Consider the following 17,049-nt stretch of genomic DNA (forward strand, 5'->3'; position numbering starts at 1 on the left):
AGCCGGAGGGAAACCTCCGGCTTTTTTGTTTGCAGCGCCCCCTTCGGGAAACGGCTACTCAAAACAGGCGCTGCGTTCCCAGCACTCGTCGCAGCTTGGCGAACGGCAGATAACTTCCCCCTGCTGCAGCAAACAGCGCTGACGATAAAAGAACTTTTTCCAGCGCATATTGTGTTCGTTCATAATCACCAGCTGTGGAAAGCAGTCGCTCATCAGCAGGCGCAATTCGGCGCGCGACGCCAGACCAAGATCCTGCCAGAGATGGTTAAACGCCAGCGAAACCTCGGCGATAATCTGCGCCATCGGCCCGGCATCCTGCTGCATCCAGCCCGCCAGCCAGGCGCCCAGCTGCTGGCGCTCCTCTTCGCGGGTGGCGTTGAGCTCCGCCATCAGGCGGCGACGGGTGAGCGTCTCGCCGTCGAGCGGCGTTTCCACCTCGCCCAGGCGCCGGCGCAGCGCCTGCCAATCGCGCGGGCTAAGCCCCATGCGCAGCGGAAAGCTGCCTTTCCCCGCGTGGTACAGCAGCCATAAGCGCCGCAACCAGTCGAGCGGCGGCATCAGGCGACCCCCTTATGCGGCAACGCGGCAGGCCAGCTCCCCCGACGCTGTTGCCACCACGCGGGCAGCACTTCGGAGACCGGCCGCCACGCGCCGTCAACGCAGGGTTCAATGCCTTCCTGTTCCAGCTGTTGCCACGGCGTATGGCCGATACGCACGCAGAATACGGCTTTAACGTCCGCCAGCAGTTCGAGGATCGCCGCAAACCGGGCTGCGTTATCCTGCGGCTCGCAGTCATCGCGCCCCTGACAATATTTGGGCGTAAAGCGCTCGTTGACCAGCACCATACCGGCGGCCGAGAGGCTGTAAATGTAGAACCGGTCGGCGTGACCAAAGTGACAATCAATGACGTCCCCGCGGCTTGACGCCACGGCGACCAGGCAGGCGTCATCGGCTTCAGATTCGCCGCGGGTGGCAATGCTGGCGTGCAGCTGCGCGCGCTGGTGGAGGATCGGCAGCCAGGCCGGGAGACTCTCTGGCGCCGGAAGCTGGGTAAACTGCTGGCTGCGGTCTTCGCCGAGCATCCCAATGGCGTCGGCGCGACACTGGTGGCAGTGGGTCATCTGCGGCATCACTTCGCCGCACCGGCCGCGGGTGGCGGCGAGCGTCTCGGCGTCCGGCTCCGGCTGGCCGTTGAGGCCAAACACCGTGCCGTGCTCCGGCCTGGCGATCAGCGGCATAATATTATGGATAAACGCGCCGCTGGCCCGCAGCGCGCGGCTCACGTCGGCCATGCCGCTATCGTTGATACCGGGGATCAGCACCGAATTTATTTTCACCAGCACGCCTTTGGCGGTCAGCCTGCGTACGCCCTCAAGCTGACGGGCAATCAGGATCTCTCCCGCTTCGCGCCCGCTGTAGCGTTCGCCGTCCAGCCATAGCCAGGCGTAGATTTGCGCGGCAATCTCCGCGTCGAGGGTATTAATGGTGACCGTGACGTGGTCAACGCCGACATCCAGCAGGCGGTCCACCGCGTCAGGCAGCATCAGTCCGTTGGTCGACAGGCATAATTTCAGGTCCGGCAGCTGTTCGCGGATCAGCTCCAGGGTGCGAAAGGTGCGGGCGATATTGGCGAGCGGATCGCCGGGCCCGGCGATGCCCACCACCGAAAGCTGCGGGATCGCCTGCGCGACCTGACGCACTTTCACGACCGCCTGTTCAGGCGTCAGCAGCGTTGACGATACCCCGGGGCGGGACTCGTTGCTGCAATCGAATTTGCGATTACAGTAGTTGCACTGCAAATTGCAGGCGGGCGCGACGGGCAGATGCATCCGCGCGAAACGGTGATGCCCATGGCGAGAGTAGCAGGGGTGCGCGGCAGCTTTATCGGCCACAAGCGGCGTCAATGCGCTGTCATCCGTCGGGCGGCAGGCTTTGCCGCCAGAAAAAGAGGAGCAGGAAGTCATGGTCGTACCTTCGTGGTTGGGCGATACCTTCCTGCTGCAAATGCTGTACCAGAGGTTAATTTCACAACCGCATGAAAAATAGACTTTTTAACCGGCAACCCGCGTCCCTGAATTGTCGCAATTCCGCCGCGCTGGCGACAATGTCCTGAATCTCACATAAGGCTTCACAGTCGCGGCATGGTGATATCCATAATCTGAATGCGATACGCCACCTGGCGCGGGGTCATGCCGAGCAGCCGCGCCGCTTTGGCCTGCACCCAGCCCGCTTTTTCCAGGGCGGCGATCAGCCGCTGGCGCTCGTCGAGGCTGTTATCGAGCCAGCCGTCCTCCGCCGGGCCGCTGCTGGCGAGCGCTTTCGGCGGGTTATCGCGATGGTTGAACAGAATCACGTCCCGGTCTATCAGGCCGCTTTCCGACAGCACCGCCGAACGTTCGAGACAGTTTTCCAGTTCGCGCACGTTTCCCGGCCAGCTGTACTCCATCAGCAGGCGAATCGCCCCATCGCTGATGCGCAGCGTTCGCCCCTGGCTGTGGGCGATTTTTCGCACCAGAAAGTGCGCCAGCTCGGCGATATCCTCCTGGCGCTCGCGCAGCGGCGGCAGCGCGATAGGCATTACGTTCAGGCGGTAGTATAGATCCTCGCGGAAATGACCCAGCCGCACCTCCTCTTCCAGATGGCGGTTGGTCGCCGCGATAATGCGCACGTTGACGCGCAGGGTTTCGTCGCCGCCGACGCGCTCCATCTCCCCCTCTTGCAGAATACGCAGTAGCTTAGCCTGAAACGAGGCGCTGCTTTCGCCGATCTCATCGAGGAATAAGGTGCCGCCGTCCGCCAGCTCAAAGCGGCCTTTCCGCTGGCGCACCGCGCCGGTAAACGCGCCTTTCTCATGACCAAACAGCTCGCTCTCCAACAAGTTGTCCGGCAGCGCCGCGCAGTTAAATTTGACGAACGCCGCGGCGGCGCGCGGAGAATTATGGTGGATGGCGTTGGCGATGAGCTCTTTCCCGGTGCCGCTCTCGCCGCGTACCAGCACCGTGGTATCCCAGCGGGAAACCTGACGAATAATATCCATAATCTGCCGCATCGCCGGACTTTTACCGACCATATTTTCCAGGCCGAAACCGCGCGAAGGGGTACAGGCGCGCGGGCGCTCTATTCTGGGGCTCTGCTGCGGCGCCTGCGCGGCGGAGGTTGGCAGGATCATCAGGCGAATCGTCTGGGCGATCAGATTGGCGACGGTTTCGAGAAAGCGCGTGCAGGCGGGCAGCCGCTCTTCCTGACGCGCCATCGGCTGCGCCGCCAGTACGCCGATGGGCCGGGAGTGGGGGCCCATCAGCGGAACGGCGATAAACGGCAGGTCATAGTCGTACAGGCTCAGACGATCGAGAAAACGCTGGTCGTCGGCGACGCGCGGCAGCACCAGCGACTGGCCCTGCGCCAGCACGGTACCGACTAATCCTTCCCCCGGCCGGTAGCGAATTTGCGTACTGCCGGGCAGCGTCTGGTCTTCCGTTTGCTGCAGCGCTTCGATGCTCAGGATCTCCTGCTGGCTGTCGTACAGGCAAATCATCCCGTGCTGCATAAACGCATCGTTATGTAGCACGCTCAGGACCTCCTGCAGGGTTTTGCTCGCTTCGGTGGCGCGACTCAGCACCACGCTTATCCGCTGCATGGCGGTAAACTGCTGGGAGAGATCGAAACGTCTGACGGTGGTGTCCGAATCGGATTTATGGATCATTGCTCACCTCCGGTCAGGGTATTAAAGAGCGGGAAACGCAGAACCAGGCTGGTGCCTCCCTGCGGTCGCGAAGCCAGTTCAATCGCGCCGCGGTGGTAGGCGACCAGCGTTTGGATCAGCCGCAGCTCCATCCCTTTGCCGGGAGAGTTTAGGGCATCGGGGGAGTGGGCGTAGCGCACCTGCAGCAGCGGGACATTGTCGTTGAGATACAAAGAGAGCCAGCCCTCGTCCTCTTCGGCGTAAAGCTCGATCTCCAGCGGTACGGAGGGCAGCTCGGCGGCGAGGGCCAGCGTCCGGTCGAGCCATAAACTCAAGCAGGCCAGCAGCTGGGTACGCTGGCCGAAGCCGACCAGATGCGGCGATGCCATGTCCACCTGCAGCCGCGCGCGATCGTCAAAGCGGGTGCGGTAGAGGGCGTACAGGTCGTCAAAAAAGGGCTGAAGCGGCCAGACAGCATTGCTTTCCAGCTCAAGAGAAGGGCGGCAGCGCTGCAGGCGCGCCATGGCCTCTTCACCTTCGCGCCACGCCGCGTCCAGCGCCACGTTGCCGCTGCCTTCGCCGTTCAGCCGGCGGGCCGCCGCCAGCATATTGATTGGGCAATTAAGCTGAATCAGCGCCGCGTCCAGCGACTCGCGAATCGCGGCCAGCAGCTTACCGGCGGTCATTTGCTGTTTCAGACGGTCGAGCCGGCCCTGCTCCTGCTGCTGGCGCTGCTGGGTACAGTCGGCGATCACCACCAGCGTGCGCGCCGGGGCGCTGTCGACGAAGTAGCGGCTGGCTTCTTCACTCACGCCGGGCAGCGCCCAGCAGGTCACCGACAGCCAGCGGACCGCGCCGCGAACCACCACCGGCAGGATTTGCTCCGCGCCGGGCCCCATTTTGCGCGGGGAAACCTGGAGCTCGACCAGCAGCTCTTTCCCGCCGCAGTCCGCGCAGAACGTTTTGTAGGCGAGATTATCCATCACCACCCGATCCTGCTCATCGACCACGACCACGGCGGCGGGGATGTTATTGAGCACCGCTTCCATTAGCGTCATATGATTGCGCAGCCGCTGTTCCAGGGTATAGCTGACGCTGATATCCCGCTGCATCGCCAGATAATGCTCCAGCTCGCCCTGCGGATTCAGCACCGGCGTGATATCGATATCTACCAGATACAGGCCGCCGTCGCGGCGCTGATTAATTAGCTGACCGCGCCACGGCTGGCGCTGGAGCAGGGTATGCCACATCTCCTGGTAGATCTCGCGCGGCGTCTGGCTGCTGGCCAGCAGGCGCGGGTTTTGATTGAGCAATTGCGCCAGCGAGTATCCAGTCTGGCGGCAAAACGCCGGGTTGGCGTAGATAATATTCGCCCGGGCATCGGTGAGGGAAATCGCTACCGATGCCTGTTCGACCATTGTAAAAAACAGCCCCGGATGTTGTTGAGTCAGCGCACCGGCAATCGCCTCGGGTACGGCGTTATCGAGCATCATATTCAGGGTCATCGCAAACTCCTGTGTCGCAGTTATGACAATTTGTCCGACACCGTGACAGGGACGCCGCGGTGTTTTCCGAACGGTGATAACCATGCAAACCGTGCGCCCTTATCGGCGTGATGTGCAGAAACATTGATCCGGTAGGGGAAAAGCAGGCGCTTTTTGCATTTTAAGCGCCCCGCCAGCCCCGCCGCGCGCGGCGGGAGAGGGCTGAAGCGATCGTTTTGGGGCAGGGATGGGCCGCGGTAGTGCAAAGCAACCTGGCACAGCCTTCGCAATACCCCTGCGAGAACGCGTATTTTCAACCCCCTTTTCCGACAGGAGCGCAACATGGCGAACATTGGTATTTTCTTTGGCACCGATACCGGTAAAACCCGCAAAATCGCGAAAATGATCCACAAGCAACTGGGCGAGCTGGCGGATGCCCCGGTCAACATTAACCGCACGACGCTGGACGACTTTATGGCCTATCCGGTGCTGCTGCTGGGCACGCCGACGCTCGGCGACGGCCAGCTGCCGGGGCTGGAGGCCGGATGCGAAAGCGAGTCATGGAGCGAATTTATCAGCGGCCTCGACGACGCCAGCCTGAAAGGGAAAACCGTGGCGCTGTTCGGCCTCGGCGATCAGAGAGGCTATCCGGACAACTTCGTCAGCGGGATGCGCCCGCTGTTCGACGCCCTGAGCGCGCGCGGCGCGCAGATGATTGGCAGCTGGCCAAATGAGGGTTATGAATTCAGCGCGTCCTCGGCGCTGGAAGGCGACCGCTTTGTTGGGCTGGTGCTGGATCAGGATAACCAGTTCGACCAGACCGAAGCGCGTCTGGCGAGCTGGCTTGAGGAGATTAAACGCACCGTGCTGTAGGCGTAAACGGGTAGCCGCCGAGGCTACCCGCACAGCCCCGGCTGACGGGAAATCATCTGTTCCAGCCACTGGCGCTGATGGCGCTGCTGGCTCTGCTGCCAAAGATAATCGCGCGCGCTCTCCAGCGCCTGCTGCGGCTCCATGGGCGCGGCGGGGCGAATCGCTTCGCACCATAAAAGATGCCAGCCCAATTCGCTGGCGATGGGAAGGCTTAGCGCGTTTTCCGCCAGTGAAAACAGCGCGGTCTCGAGCTGCGGATAGAGCAGGCCGCGGCTAATCCAGCCTAAACGACCCTCTTCCAGCGCGCTCGGGCAGTGGGAATAGCGCTGGGCCAGCGGCGCGAAAGCGTCCCGCGAGGCGTTGATTTGCCGATACAGGCCGAGGATCCGCTGGTGCACGGCTTCGCGGTCGTTATCGACCGTCAGCAGTAAATGGCGGGTCAGACGCTGTTCCGGGCGCATAAACTGCGTCTGGTGGCGCAGATACCATGCCTGTACCGTAGAGAGATCCGGCTGCGGCGCCTGGCGGGCGATATCGGCAAAGGCGAGTTCCAGCCGGGCGTGATGGCGCACGATGGCAGCGCGCTCGGGCGGCGTAAAATCCCCCTCGTCGAGCCAGATGGCAAGGGAGGCGGCGATATTCTCCAGCAACGCCGCCGGAATATCGCCTTCAGGGACCCGCGCGACGATCGTCTGCTCCATATGGCACTGGCGTTGCCAGGCCTGTTCAAAAACCGGCGTATCGGCCGGATCCAGGGCCGCCGGATCGCGATTCCAGCGGCTGCGCGCTAGCCGCTGCCGGGCAAAACGTTGCCATGGGTTCATTCTTCTCTTTCCTCTATAAGGGCGATGGCCTGCGCAGGGACCCTGAACCAGCGGCCGCTAAAGTCGACGGTGTAGCTGTCGCCGAGCTCTCCCCGATCGGTAGCCTCAACGCGTCCCCGCTGGCCGGCGCTCACGACCACATCGCCGTTGACCGCGAGCGCCATCTGGCAGGTCACGCTATCCCCGTATTGCAAATTTCCGGCCAGCCACGGCTGGGTGATGGGGATCAGCTCCTGCTCGCGGCAGCCGATGATCCGATCGGTTTCCGGAAAGTGGATCTGGTAGATAATCTGATCTTGCAAAAAAACGCCCCAGTCGCGCACAAAGCCGGTGCTGCCGCGCCTGACCAGCAGCGCGCCGGGCGCGAAGCCCGCCACGGTGCCGTCGTTACGAATCGCGCGTACGACGCGGACCTCTTCGCTAAAGGTGAATTTCGGTCTCATGTTCCGCTCTCCTGAAACTGTTGCTGATAGCTCTCCGCGAGCAGTCTTCGCGCCAGCAGCCAGGGCGCGCGGTCGTTATCCTCGAGCCGGTTTTGCAGCGGCACCTCCGCGCGGAGTTTGCGATGAAACGTTGCCAGCACCGGCAGGCTGCAGCGGCCAAGCAGCTCGGGCTGGTAGGGGACGGCGAAAAACTGAAAAAAGGATTCGGCGGAGCGAAGTTCGTCCACGCCGGGAATTTGATAAAACCACTCCATCATTACCCCCTCGCCCGCAGGGCGGATTCACCGCACAGCTCGTCGTAGATAGCCACCAGCTCGTAATCTTTCGGGCTGCGCTTCCAGTTCTCGGCGAAGCGGCGGATGGCGGGCAGCAGCTGGTTAATCTGCGCGGCGTTGAGGTGATAGCCCATCTGGTCAAAAACGCCGTTGACCGCCTGACGCCCGGAGTGTTTGCCCAGCACCAGCCGGTAGCTGCGGCCCATCAGGGAAGGGGCGATGGACTGGTAGCTCTCGCTGTCGCGCAGCAGCGCCGCCACGTGGACACCTGACTCATGGGTAAACACCAGCTCGCCGACCAGCGGCTGCTGCGGGTCGATGGCGCGCTGAGCGGCTTCCGCGACCCTCTGACAGAGCGCGGGCAGCGCCGAAAAATGCACGCCGGTCTCCACGCCCAGGCAGCGTTCAAGGCCCAGCGCGACGGTTTCCAGCGCCGCATTGCCCGCCCGCTCGCCGAGACCGAGGACCGTCGTATTCACGCTGGTGGCCCCGGCGCTTACCGCCGCCAGCGTATTGGCGGTCGCCATACCCAGATCGTTATGGGCATGCATTTCGATCTCGCCGGACCAGACGTCGCGCAGGGCCGAGATTTGCGCCGCGGTGGTAAAAGGGTCGAGCAGGCCGACCGTATCGGCATAGCGCAGGCGGGCGGCGGCGCATTGCTGCGCGACCTCGGCGATAGCGCGCAGGGTCTGGCCGCTGGCCCGCGAGGCGTCCTCGCAGCCGATGCATACCTTCAGGCCGAGGGTATGCGCAAGATGGATAAACATCGCCAGCCGCTCCAGCAGCACCGCCAGCGGCTCGCGCAGTTTGTACTGCCGCAGCTTATCCGAAGCCGGAATCGAGATATCCACCCAGTCGATGCCCAGATCGGCGCTCTGGCGGATCTCCAGCGCGTTCATCCGACACCAGGTCATCAGGGTCGCGTCGGGCAGCTGGCGACGCACCAGCTGGATCCGCGCGATCTCCTCGTCGCCCATCGCCGGGGTGCCGACCTCCATCGTCGTTATTCCTGCGGCGTAAAGCGCCTCGGCAATGGCGACCTTTTCGCTGGTGCGAAAGGCGACGCCGGGGCTCTGCTCGCCGTCGCGCAGGGTGGTATCGTTAATCAGCACGCGTTCCATCAGCCACCTCCGCCTTAGCCGTAAACCGGCGTGAATACGGCGTCCGCCGGGCGCGGCTTGCCGTTCTGCCAGTAGGGCGACAGCGCGCGCAGCCGGTCGATAATCGGCGGCAGCGTGGCGACGACGTAATCGATCTCTTTCTCCCGGGTGTAGCGCGAGAGAGAAAAGCGGATGGTGCCGTGGGCGGCGGTGTAGGGGATATTCATCGCCCGCATCACGTGGGAGGGTTCCAGCGAGCCTGAGGTGCAGGCGCTGCCGCTGGAGGCGGCGATCCCGGCCTGGTTTAACAGCAGCAGAATGGCTTCACCTTCAATAAACTCAAAGGCCAGATTCACCGTACCGGGCACCCGCGGCTGGCCGCCGCCCATTACCATGACCGACGGCACGCTGGCCAGCAGGCGATGCTCCAGCCTGTCGCGCAATTGGCCGATATGCGTCATTCCCGGCAGATGAATATTCGCCAGCTCGCAGGCCGCGCCCATGCCGACGATTCCGCAGATATTTTCCGTCCCGGCTCGCCGACCGTACTCCTGGTGACCGCCGCGCAGCAGCGGGCGAAAGCGCGTTCCCCGCCGCAGATAAAGACAGCCTACGCCTTTTGGCCCGTGGAACTTATGCGCCGAGCAGGAGAGCATATCGATGCGGGTCTGGCCCACGGCGATCGGTATTTTCCCGACCACCTGCACCGCATCGCAGTGAAACAGCGCCCCTTGTTCATGGGCCAGCTCCGCCATTTCGCCGATCGGGAAAAGCACTCCGGTTTCGTTATTCGCCCACATCACGCTGACCAACGCGACGCGCGGGCTGAGCGCCGCGCGGAACTGCGCCATGTCCAGCGCCCCCTCGCTATCCACCGCGATGCGATGAATCCGGTAGCCCTGGCGCTCCAGGTGCTCGCAGGCCGCCAGCGTCGCCGGATGTTCGACCGCGCTGGTGATGATTTCGCGACGCTCCGGCAGCAGGGCGATCGCCGAGGCGATGGCGGTGGCGGTGGCTTCGGTGGCGCAGGAGGTAAAGATGATCTCGCTGGGATACTCCGCGCCCAGCAGCGCCGCAGCCTGCTGATGCGCGCGTTCCAGAGCCGCCTGGGCCGGAATGCCAAAATCGTGTATCGACGAGGGGTTGCCGTAAAAATCGGTCAAAAAGGGCATCATCGCTTCCAGAACCATCGGGTCCAGACGGGTGGTGGCGTTGTTATCGAGATAAACCTGTTTCATCTTGTCCCCCTTGGGTCAGTTAACCGCGGCTCAGGCCGCCACCACTTCCATATAACAGCCGGTACGTTCCATCAGTTTTTGCTGCAGCCAGGCCAGGGTCATATCGGTCATCATGCAGCCGCTACAGCTGCCGGAGAGGCTGACGGTCACCTGGTGGTTGGTGACGCTGAGTAGCGCCATATCGCCGCCGTCGGCCTGAATATGCGGCCGCAGTTCTGCGATGGTATCGACGACGCTCTGCCAGTGCGGATCTTTGCCGCTGGCCACGGCTGGCGTCGTCTGCGGCTGCTGGGCGAGGATCTCCGCCAGCGCCAGCTCGATTTTTTCGTGGCAAGAGGTGCAGCCGCCGCCCGCTTTGGTGTAGTTGATCACCTCGGCAAGGGTGGTCAGCCCGTTGTTCTGTACCGCGCGGCGAATATGCCCTTCATCGACGCCGAAGCATTTGCAGATCAGCTTGCCCTCGTCGTGCTCCTCTTCAAGGCTTTCGCCGCGAAAGTTGGCGATGGCCGCGCGCAGGGCCTCCTGGCCCATCACCGAGCAGTGCATTTTCTCCGGCGGCAGTCCGTCGAGATAATCGGCAATCTGCTGATTGGTTATCTGCCCGGCTTCGGCGAGGGTATGGCCGATAATCAGCTCCGTCAGCGCGGAGGAGGAGGCGATGGCGCTGCCGCAGCCGAAGGTCTGGAAGCCCGCCTCCTCAATGATTTCGCTTTGCGGGTCGACGCGCAGCATCAGGCGCAGGGCGTCGCCGCAGCTTAACGAACCGACGTCGCCTACCGCGTTGGCGTTGTCCACCACGCGCGCGTTGCGGGGGTTAAAAAAATGGTCTTTCACTTTCTCGGAGTAATTCCACATGCTGTCAGCTCCAGGGATGATGACGGAAAACGCCGGGGCGCGGTTCACCGCGGAAGCGCGGTGGCGATAACGAACTAGCAATTGCGATACCAGAGAATAAAATTAATATTTTTCAAATGGTTGTGTATTAGTCCTGACAAGGTTCGTCCTACAGTGTCGCGATGTTTTGTGGGCTTTGTCACAGAAACGACACGGCTAGCGGCGCGGGTCCGGATCCCCATGCCACTCCTGCTCCTGCAGCAGACGGGTAAAGCGCTCCGGGTCGCGCTGGCGCGTATTTTTGCGCTGCCCTTTGTCGTACCAGTAGAGCTGAATCTCCTGCAGTAAGCCGACGATGGTGGTGTCGGCGGGAACGCGTTCGGCGCGCACGCCCACCTGCAACAGCTGGCGAAAAACCGCGTCGCCAATCGCCACGCAGAACAGCGTGACGCAATCCTCCAGGGCGTGGATCCGCCTGGCGATCTTCTCCGTCTGGTGGCCGTTCTCGACCGAGAAATCAACCACCCGGATGAGAGTGACCCGATCCGCCTTGACGCCGTACACCACCAGCCGCGGGGTAGCGCCGAAGTGCTGATCGACGTGACGATAGTCGGAGCTGGCGAAGGCGACCTTCATAGACCACTCATCGGAGTGGACCATATCAAACTGACGGTTAATCGGCGGCATAAGCGCCTCCTGTGGAGAGTGACGATTCGGGGTTCTGGCGCAGCGGCGATCGGTAGTGGGCGAGGTGGTGGTGACGCTCGCGCATCAGGTTTGCCAGCTCAAACAGCGTATCGCGCATCCCGCTATACCCCTGTCGTACCCGGCGGAATTCGCCGAGCTTATCAAAGAGCGGAAAACCCGCGCGCACCAGCGGCAGCGCAAACTGCTCCGCCAGGTCGCGGGCGTGCGAGTTCGCCACCAGCAGGTCGGCGGGATGCGCGCACAGCAGGGTTTGCAGATCCTCCAGATCCCCCGGCACCACCCGTTCCACCGGCAGCTGGCGCAGGCTGGGATGACCGGTAGGGGCCACCAGCGGGCCGGGCTGCATCCCCTGGCTGTTGGCGAAATCACACCACGCCGCCAGCAGATCGCCTTCCGCCGCTATCGCCATGCGCTGGCCCTGGAGCCACATATGGCAGTCGATCATCGCATCCTGTAGCTGGCCGCGCTGGCGTTCCAGCCACTCGGGAACGGCGCGTCCGGAAATTTTCGCCAGTTGATGAATAAAGGCGTCGCAGCGTTCGAGGGTCATCAGGTGCGGCAGGGCGATAACCTCGCCGCGGCAGCGCGGGGCCAGCAGCGATGAGGCGCGATGAAGGGAGACGCCAATGGCGAAGCTGCACAGGCTTTGTCCCATCTGCTCTATCTGGCGCAGCGGCGTCCCGCCCTGGGTCAGCGGCGAGAAATCGCCCTGCGCCAGGTGGCCGTCCATCGATTGCGCCAGGTCCGGCAGGATTACCGGCTGCAGGCCGAACGCTTCGACGCATCGGCGCAGCCACTCAATATCACCCGGCGAACAGAGGTGGCTGATCAGCAGATTGACCCGGCGATTGCGCTGAGCCGGGCGCGGCGCCGGCGGCACCCACTGCTCAATGACGCTCTCTAGCACCGCGCTGAAGCCGTTCTCCATGGAGCCATAAAAATCCGGCGTGTTAACCGTCAATATCGCCACCCCCTTGTGACGGGGATACTCTTCGCGAAACTGGCGAACCACGCGGGAAATATCGCTGCCCTGGGCCTCCGACAGCCCGGTGCTGAGCAGTACGATAGCCTGCGGATTGTTGCGCTGGCAGAGGGTATCCAGGGCGGTAAAAATATTGCCGTCCGCGCCCATAATCGTCGACGTGGGGTCCATCGCTGTCGACTGCAGGGGAACCGGGTCGTGGAAATGTTGAATAAAAAAGACTTTGGCGAAGGCGCTGCACCCCTGCGCGCCGTGGACCAGAGGGATGCTGTGTTCGATCCCGAGGCTGGCGAGGATTGCGCCGAGCGGCTGGCCGGTTTTGATGGGGCTGACCGCCAGCGGCTTATCGGTGCGGAAAATGTCTGCCATGGTGAGCTCCTTAGCGCCACGGGGCGCGAGAATGGGTTTGCGGCCAGATGGGGCTGTTGATGGTCTGACACAGCTGGCGGGCGAGGGTGACGATCCCCTGATAGCCAGCGAAGGCGTGTTCGCGCTCCTGATTGATATCGAGAAACGGCAGCCTGGCTTTATAGGCGGTGTACATATTGCGTCCGCCGGCAATCATCAGGTCGGCCTGATAGCGATAGACCACATCCAGCAGCGTGCGGGCGTTGCCCTCTTCCAGCATTACCGCCTCTTCGCCCATCAGCTCGCGGATCCGCTGTTTATCCTCTTCGGTGGATTTACGCGTGCCGGTTGCCACCACGGTCATGCCCAAATCCTGCAGCGCCGATACCACCGACCAGGATTTCACCCCGCCGGTATAGAGCAGCGCTTTGCGGCCGCGCAGCTGTTCGCGCCACGGCTGTAGCGCCAGTTCCGCCGCCTGTTCCTCCCGCGCAATCAGCGCTTCGGTACGCTGGCGAAGGTCGTCGTCGCCCAGCAGCGCCGCCAGCTGGCGCAGGGCGTCAGAGGTGGCGCGGATCCCGTAAAAGCTGCCTTCGAACCACGGCGTGCCGTAGCGCTGCTCCAGGGCTCTGGCGACGTTAATTAACGCCCGCGAGCAGACCAGCATATTGGCCTGCGCCCGGTGCATGGTCTGGATCTCGGCGAAGCGGCCATCGCCGGAGAGGCTGCCGAGCACGCGGATCCCCAGTTCGTCGAGCAGCGGCTGAATATGCCAGAACTCGCCGGCAATATTGAATTCGCCAATCAGGCCAATATCGTGACGCTGCTCCGGGGTAAAGGGCGTGCTCTCCGGCCAGGGGGCGGGCTCGCGCTGGCCGATGACCCGTTTGACCATGACGTCGCCCGCCAGCCGGTTACCGAGATTTTTACTGCCGTAGAAACCGGCGGCGTCAATAGCGATAACCGGTACGCCGGTGGCGGTCTGCGCGGCCTGGCATACCGCTTCCAGGTCATCGCCCTCCATGGCCGGTACGCAGGTGTTGTAGATAAAGACCGCCGCCGGATGATAGCGGGTGACGATATGGCGCACGGCGTGAAACAGGCGGCGTTCGCCGCGGCCCATAATCACGTCCTGTTCGTTGAGATCGGTGGTGAACCCGAGCCGATTAAGGGTGGGGCCGGAGCTGGCGCTGCCGCGGTTATCCCATGAGCTTCCGGCGCAGCCGATGGGGCCGTGGACCAGATGCGCCACGTCGGCGATGGGCAGCAGGGTTATCTGCGCGCCGTCGAACGCGCAGCCGCCGGCGGTGGCGCCGGGTTTGGGCGCGCTGCAGCCGGATTTTTGTTTATGGTTGTGTTCACAGGCCGGTTCATCCAGCAGCGCCAGAATTTCATTTCCCTTCATAGTGACCTCGTTGACGGTGGGGGATGAGGGGGAAGATGCAATTCGCGCTCCAGAAGCGGAGCCTTGATTTTTAAAGAAAAGAGGTTGTTGGCTTTGCGACAAAGCCAACAATCGGACAAGGGATGGCGGCATGTGATGCTTTATGACCTATCGCGCTGGCATGGCTATTTGTTGATGAAAGGCTGGCAGCGAGGGGGTTAGGCGCATCAAGAAGCCCGGAACAACCGTGAACGGAATATTCCCCTGACCGTAACGTGGGGAACGCGTCCATACGCGAAAAAAAGCCCGCGGGGTCAGCGGGCAACAAGCACAAAACAGGGATTAAAAAACGCGTTCTTCCAGAGGGTTATCCCTGTTAAGCCGCTTCGCCAGCCACGGCGGCAAACGGCCGGCCAGCAGCGTATTGATCGCCTCGCACTGTGCCTGAATCGTCGTCCCGGGCTGCGCTTTCATCGGGTGGATGCGATGGCGGATCAGCCGCGCGGCGGCGGGCCCGCCGATCTCCTGGCAAAACAGCAGCTGACAGTCCTCAATAAGCCGGGCGCGCACTTCGTTGGCCTCCTGCTGGTGGGGGGCGGAGGGATAGCGGCGCAGATCGTACAGCCAGCCGCCTTGTTCATCGAACGCGTAGATAAAAAACAGTCGTCCCTGGCCGAAATGGCCGTTAATCACCTGCCCATCCTGGGAGCAAAATGCCGCCAGCAGCTGCGGCGTGCGCTGGGCAGGGCGAACGATGCGTAAATGGGCGGGCAGCGCGCCCTGCAGGCTCGCCATCACCCGCGACCAGCGAGCGGGGGACATCACCGCCGTCGCGGAGGGAAAGCTGGCGGCCAGCTGCGGCTGGGTCAGGGTCGCCAGACGCTCTGGCGTCAGCGTCTCGCCGCTCTCCTGCGCCAGCCAGTCGACGATTTGCGCCGGCTGTAGGTCCGGCAGAGACTGAAACAGCGCCAGCATACGCCAGAATAGGGTATCGTTGTCGGACATCACCAGCTCCTTATATCAAGGTATTGCGCGTCGCGCGCAGGCTTATCGGAAAGACGGGACGCCCCGGCTGCGGATGCACGTAGTAGCGGCGTCCCCCCTCCAGCGAAATCGCGCCGCCCCAGCGTTCAGCGTCGTTATGCTCAATCTGGATCACTCGCGCTTCCAGATCCTGTTTCGCGATATAGGCGTACAGGTCCGCGCCGCGCTCACGGAAAATCACGATGGGCATACTCCCTCCTGGCCCCGCATGACGCGGGGCACCTGATGGTTAACGGACGAGATCGAAGCTGTAATCGGTTTTGCCCAGCTGGCTGGTATCGCTATCCAGTTTCTCCAGCACGGCGTTCACCAGCGTCGTCACAATGTTCATCGCCCCTTCATAACCCCAGGTTGTCTGGCGGTGCAGATGGTGGCGGTCGAACAGCGGAAAGCCGAGGCGGATAAGCGGCACTTCAAAGGCTTTACCCTTCGCCAGGGTATCGCGCTGGATAAACTTGCCGTAGGAGTTGCCGATCATAAAGTCCGGCTGACGGGTGAACATCAGCGAACGGAAGTGCCACAAATCGCAGTTGATAAACACTTCGCTATCGCGCCCGTACGGCGAGGCATCGAGCATTTTGTTCATCGCTTTTTGCCAGCGTTTGTTGGCGTTATGGCTCAGGATCACCGTTGGCTCGCAGCCCAGCTCCAGCAGGAAGCGGGTGAGGCCCATCACGAAGTCCGGATCGCCGTACAGGCCAAACTTCTTGCCGTGCAGCCAGGTGTGGGAGTCGAGCATCATGTCAACCAGCCGGCCGCGCTCAAGGGTGAGGGCGTCGGCAATCGGCTTGCCGCTAAGCTGGCTGACGGTCATCAGCAGTTCATCGGTGGCGGCCAGCCCCAGCGGAATGGCGACCTCGGTGGCGGGCTGGTTCCACATCTCCTGCACCACTTTTTTGCTCTTCAGCAGCTGCCACGGCTGCAGGAGCAGCGTATCGATGGCGTCAGGGGCCTCTTTCATCTCCTGCTGCGTGGTGCCGCCGGAATACATCCGATAGTGGCCGTCGGCGGGCGTGTCGAGAACTTCCGACGGATCGGAGAGCAGGCTGCACGGCACCGCCATCTGTTCCATCATCCGCTTTAATACGCGGAAGTTGCCGAGATAGGTTTCAAAGCCGGTCACCAGATTGAGCTTCGGCAATTTGCCCGGCTGCCCCTGGTAGTCCGCAGTGAAGGTTTTGGCGAAGCCTTCAAACATGTTATCCCAGCCGGTGACGTGGCTGCCGATAAAGCTTGGCGTATGGGCGTGGGGCACGGCGATGCTGCTGTCGACGAAGCCATCTTTTTTGGCGTTGGCGATAAACGCCTGCAGGTCATCGCCGATAACTTCCGCCATGCAGGTGGTGGACACCGCAATGATCTCCGGTTTGTACAGCGCGCTGGCGTTCTGCAGGCCCAGGTTCATATTGTTGTTGCCGCCGAAGACCGCCGCGTCTTCGGTCATCGAGTCGGAGACGCAGGCGATCGGCTCTTTGAAATGGCGGTTAAAATAGGTGCGAAAGTAGGCCACGCACCCCTGAGAGCCGTGCACATACGGCAGGGTGTTGGCAAATCCCAGCGAGCAAAGCACCGCGCCAAGCGGCTGGCAGGCTTTCGCCGGGTCAACGGTCAGCGCCTCGCGCTGGAAATTCAGCGCTTCATACTCGGCGGTGGTGGTCCAGGCAAAGACCTCCTGCACGCGCTGCGCATCGTGCGCCTCTTCCAGCTGCCGCTTATTGCGGAACAGCTCCTGGTATTCATCCTGTTCGAATAGCGGATAACAGCTATTAATTTTATCAATCGTTTGGCTCATGGTGTTCTCCTCCCGCGCCACAAATCGGTGAACAG

Annotated in this window: 17 protein-coding genes; 1 reads left to right on the top strand and 16 read right to left on the bottom strand. The window is 62.5% G+C overall.

Going from position 1 to position 17,049, the window contains the following annotated elements; genetic code table 11:
- Positions 1–54: 54 nt before the first annotated feature.
- The 4 genes from ACE3MN_RS09045 to nifL form a co-directional block, all read right to left on the bottom strand.
- Positions 55–558 carry a nitrogen fixation protein NifQ gene (locus ACE3MN_RS09045; RefSeq protein WP_148865340.1) on the bottom strand — a complete coding sequence of 168 codons (504 nt, stop codon included), beginning with the start codon at positions 556–558 and terminating at the stop codon, positions 55–57.
- Complete coding sequence (gene nifB / locus ACE3MN_RS09050) at positions 558–1,964, bottom strand: nitrogenase cofactor biosynthesis protein NifB (RefSeq protein ID WP_219680849.1); 1,407 nt, start codon at positions 1,962–1,964, stop codon at positions 558–560. Before nifB ends, ACE3MN_RS09045 begins: the two co-directional genes overlap by 1 nt.
- 164 nt (positions 1,965–2,128) lie before the next feature.
- Positions 2,129–3,703, bottom strand: a complete 1,575-nt coding sequence (nifA, locus tag ACE3MN_RS09055) for a nif-specific transcriptional activator NifA (RefSeq protein ID WP_004138773.1) — start codon at positions 3,701–3,703, stop codon at positions 2,129–2,131.
- Positions 3,700–5,187, bottom strand: a complete 1,488-nt coding sequence (gene nifL, locus ACE3MN_RS09060) for a nitrogen fixation negative regulator NifL (protein WP_098362797.1) — start codon at positions 5,185–5,187, stop codon at positions 3,700–3,702. The genes nifA and nifL overlap by 4 nt, the downstream gene beginning before the upstream one ends.
- A 321-nt stretch (positions 5,188–5,508) precedes the next feature.
- Between nifL and ACE3MN_RS09065 the strand changes: the two genes are divergently transcribed.
- The gene (locus ACE3MN_RS09065; protein ID WP_004138775.1) at positions 5,509–6,039 is read left to right on the top strand and encodes a flavodoxin; all 531 of its coding nucleotides are present in this window, start codon (positions 5,509–5,511) and stop codon (positions 6,037–6,039) included.
- Between the two features lie 23 nt (positions 6,040–6,062).
- Here the strand turns inward: ACE3MN_RS09065 and nifM are convergent, their stop codons facing one another.
- The 12 genes from nifM to nifK all read right to left on the bottom strand — a co-directional run bounded on the left by nifM (position 6,063) and on the right by nifK (position 17,014).
- On the bottom strand, positions 6,063–6,863 hold the full coding sequence (gene nifM / locus ACE3MN_RS09070; protein ID WP_049089493.1) for a nitrogen fixation protein NifM: 801 nt from the start codon (positions 6,861–6,863) through the stop codon (positions 6,063–6,065).
- Positions 6,860–7,306 carry a nitrogen fixation protein NifZ gene (locus tag ACE3MN_RS09075; protein ID WP_024360013.1) on the bottom strand — a complete coding sequence of 149 codons (447 nt, stop codon included), beginning with the start codon at positions 7,304–7,306 and terminating at the stop codon, positions 6,860–6,862. Before ACE3MN_RS09075 ends, nifM begins: the two co-directional genes overlap by 4 nt.
- Positions 7,303–7,563: a nitrogenase-stabilizing/protective protein NifW gene (locus tag ACE3MN_RS09080; RefSeq protein WP_004122407.1), complete on the bottom strand. Its 261-nt coding sequence runs from the start codon at positions 7,561–7,563 to the stop codon at positions 7,303–7,305. The genes ACE3MN_RS09075 and ACE3MN_RS09080 overlap by 4 nt, the downstream gene beginning before the upstream one ends.
- Positions 7,563–8,705 carry a homocitrate synthase gene (gene nifV, locus ACE3MN_RS09085; RefSeq protein WP_024360011.1) on the bottom strand — a complete coding sequence of 381 codons (1,143 nt, stop codon included), beginning with the start codon at positions 8,703–8,705 and terminating at the stop codon, positions 7,563–7,565. Before nifV ends, ACE3MN_RS09080 begins: the two co-directional genes overlap by 1 nt.
- A 14-nt stretch (positions 8,706–8,719) precedes the next feature.
- On the bottom strand, positions 8,720–9,922 hold the full coding sequence (gene nifS, locus ACE3MN_RS09090) for a cysteine desulfurase NifS (RefSeq protein WP_024360010.1): 1,203 nt from the start codon (positions 9,920–9,922) through the stop codon (positions 8,720–8,722).
- A gap of 30 nt (positions 9,923–9,952) precedes the next feature.
- Positions 9,953–10,777 carry a Fe-S cluster assembly protein NifU gene (nifU, locus tag ACE3MN_RS09095; protein WP_004138782.1) on the bottom strand — a complete coding sequence of 275 codons (825 nt, stop codon included), beginning with the start codon at positions 10,775–10,777 and terminating at the stop codon, positions 9,953–9,955.
- Between the two features lie 195 nt (positions 10,778–10,972).
- Positions 10,973–11,443 (bottom strand): NifB/NifX family molybdenum-iron cluster-binding protein, encoded by a 471-nt coding sequence (locus ACE3MN_RS09100; RefSeq protein ID WP_004122400.1) that lies wholly within the window; start codon positions 11,441–11,443, stop codon positions 10,973–10,975.
- The gene (nifN, locus tag ACE3MN_RS09105; RefSeq protein WP_024360009.1) at positions 11,430–12,815 is read right to left on the bottom strand and encodes a nitrogenase iron-molybdenum cofactor biosynthesis protein NifN; all 1,386 of its coding nucleotides are present in this window, start codon (positions 12,813–12,815) and stop codon (positions 11,430–11,432) included. The genes ACE3MN_RS09100 and nifN overlap by 14 nt, the downstream gene beginning before the upstream one ends.
- A 10-nt stretch (positions 12,816–12,825) precedes the next feature.
- Positions 12,826–14,199 (bottom strand): nitrogenase iron-molybdenum cofactor biosynthesis protein NifE, encoded by a 1,374-nt coding sequence (gene nifE / locus ACE3MN_RS09110; protein ID WP_138110098.1) that lies wholly within the window; start codon positions 14,197–14,199, stop codon positions 12,826–12,828.
- A gap of 321 nt (positions 14,200–14,520) precedes the next feature.
- Positions 14,521–15,183, bottom strand: coding sequence for a NifB/NifX family molybdenum-iron cluster-binding protein (locus ACE3MN_RS09115; protein WP_049087262.1), 663 nt, complete (start codon positions 15,181–15,183; stop codon positions 14,521–14,523).
- Between the two features lie 10 nt (positions 15,184–15,193).
- Positions 15,194–15,412 (bottom strand): putative nitrogen fixation protein NifT, encoded by a 219-nt coding sequence (gene nifT, locus ACE3MN_RS09120; RefSeq protein WP_004122392.1) that lies wholly within the window; start codon positions 15,410–15,412, stop codon positions 15,194–15,196.
- A gap of 39 nt (positions 15,413–15,451) precedes the next feature.
- Positions 15,452–17,014, bottom strand: coding sequence for a nitrogenase molybdenum-iron protein subunit beta (nifK, locus tag ACE3MN_RS09125; protein ID WP_004138787.1), 1,563 nt, complete (start codon positions 17,012–17,014; stop codon positions 15,452–15,454).
- Between the last annotated feature and the right edge of the window lie 35 nt (positions 17,015–17,049).

The sequence above is a fragment of the Klebsiella grimontii genome, assembly GCF_042137965.1.
In the GTDB taxonomy this organism is placed as follows: domain Bacteria; phylum Pseudomonadota; class Gammaproteobacteria; order Enterobacterales; family Enterobacteriaceae; genus Klebsiella; species Klebsiella grimontii.

Coding starts and splice junctions, on each gene's coding strand:
- nifA (WP_004138773.1), bottom strand. CDS start 3,703: ATGATCCATAAATCCGATTCGGACACCACCGTCAGACGTTTCGATCTC.
- ACE3MN_RS09080 (WP_004122407.1), bottom strand. CDS start 7,563: ATGATGGAGTGGTTTTATCAAATTCCCGGCGTGGACGAACTTCGCTCC.
- ACE3MN_RS09075 (WP_024360013.1), bottom strand. CDS start 7,306: ATGAGACCGAAATTCACCTTTAGCGAAGAGGTCCGCGTCGTACGCGCG.
- nifT (WP_004122392.1), bottom strand. CDS start 15,412: ATGCCCATCGTGATTTTCCGTGAGCGCGGCGCGGACCTGTACGCCTAT.
- ACE3MN_RS09115 (WP_049087262.1), bottom strand. CDS start 15,183: ATGTCCGACAACGATACCCTATTCTGGCGTATGCTGGCGCTGTTTCAG.
- ACE3MN_RS09045 (WP_148865340.1), bottom strand. CDS start 558: ATGCCGCCGCTCGACTGGTTGCGGCGCTTATGGCTGCTGTACCACGCG.
- nifN (WP_024360009.1), bottom strand. CDS start 12,815: ATGGCAGACATTTTCCGCACCGATAAGCCGCTGGCGGTCAGCCCCATC.
- ACE3MN_RS09065 (WP_004138775.1), top strand. CDS start 5,509: ATGGCGAACATTGGTATTTTCTTTGGCACCGATACCGGTAAAACCCGC.
- nifL (WP_098362797.1), bottom strand. CDS start 5,187: ATGACCCTGAATATGATGCTCGATAACGCCGTACCCGAGGCGATTGCC.
- nifS (WP_024360010.1), bottom strand. CDS start 9,922: ATGAAACAGGTTTATCTCGATAACAACGCCACCACCCGTCTGGACCCG.
- ACE3MN_RS09100 (WP_004122400.1), bottom strand. CDS start 11,443: ATGCCGCCGATTAACCGTCAGTTTGATATGGTCCACTCCGATGAGTGG.
- nifE (WP_138110098.1), bottom strand. CDS start 14,199: ATGAAGGGAAATGAAATTCTGGCGCTGCTGGATGAACCGGCCTGTGAA.
- nifU (WP_004138782.1), bottom strand. CDS start 10,777: ATGTGGAATTACTCCGAGAAAGTGAAAGACCATTTTTTTAACCCCCGC.
- nifB (WP_219680849.1), bottom strand. CDS start 1,964: ATGACTTCCTGCTCCTCTTTTTCTGGCGGCAAAGCCTGCCGCCCGACG.
- nifM (WP_049089493.1), bottom strand. CDS start 6,863: ATGAACCCATGGCAACGTTTTGCCCGGCAGCGGCTAGCGCGCAGCCGC.
- nifK (WP_004138787.1), bottom strand. CDS start 17,014: ATGAGCCAAACGATTGATAAAATTAATAGCTGTTATCCGCTATTCGAA.
- nifV (WP_024360011.1), bottom strand. CDS start 8,705: ATGGAACGCGTGCTGATTAACGATACCACCCTGCGCGACGGCGAGCAG.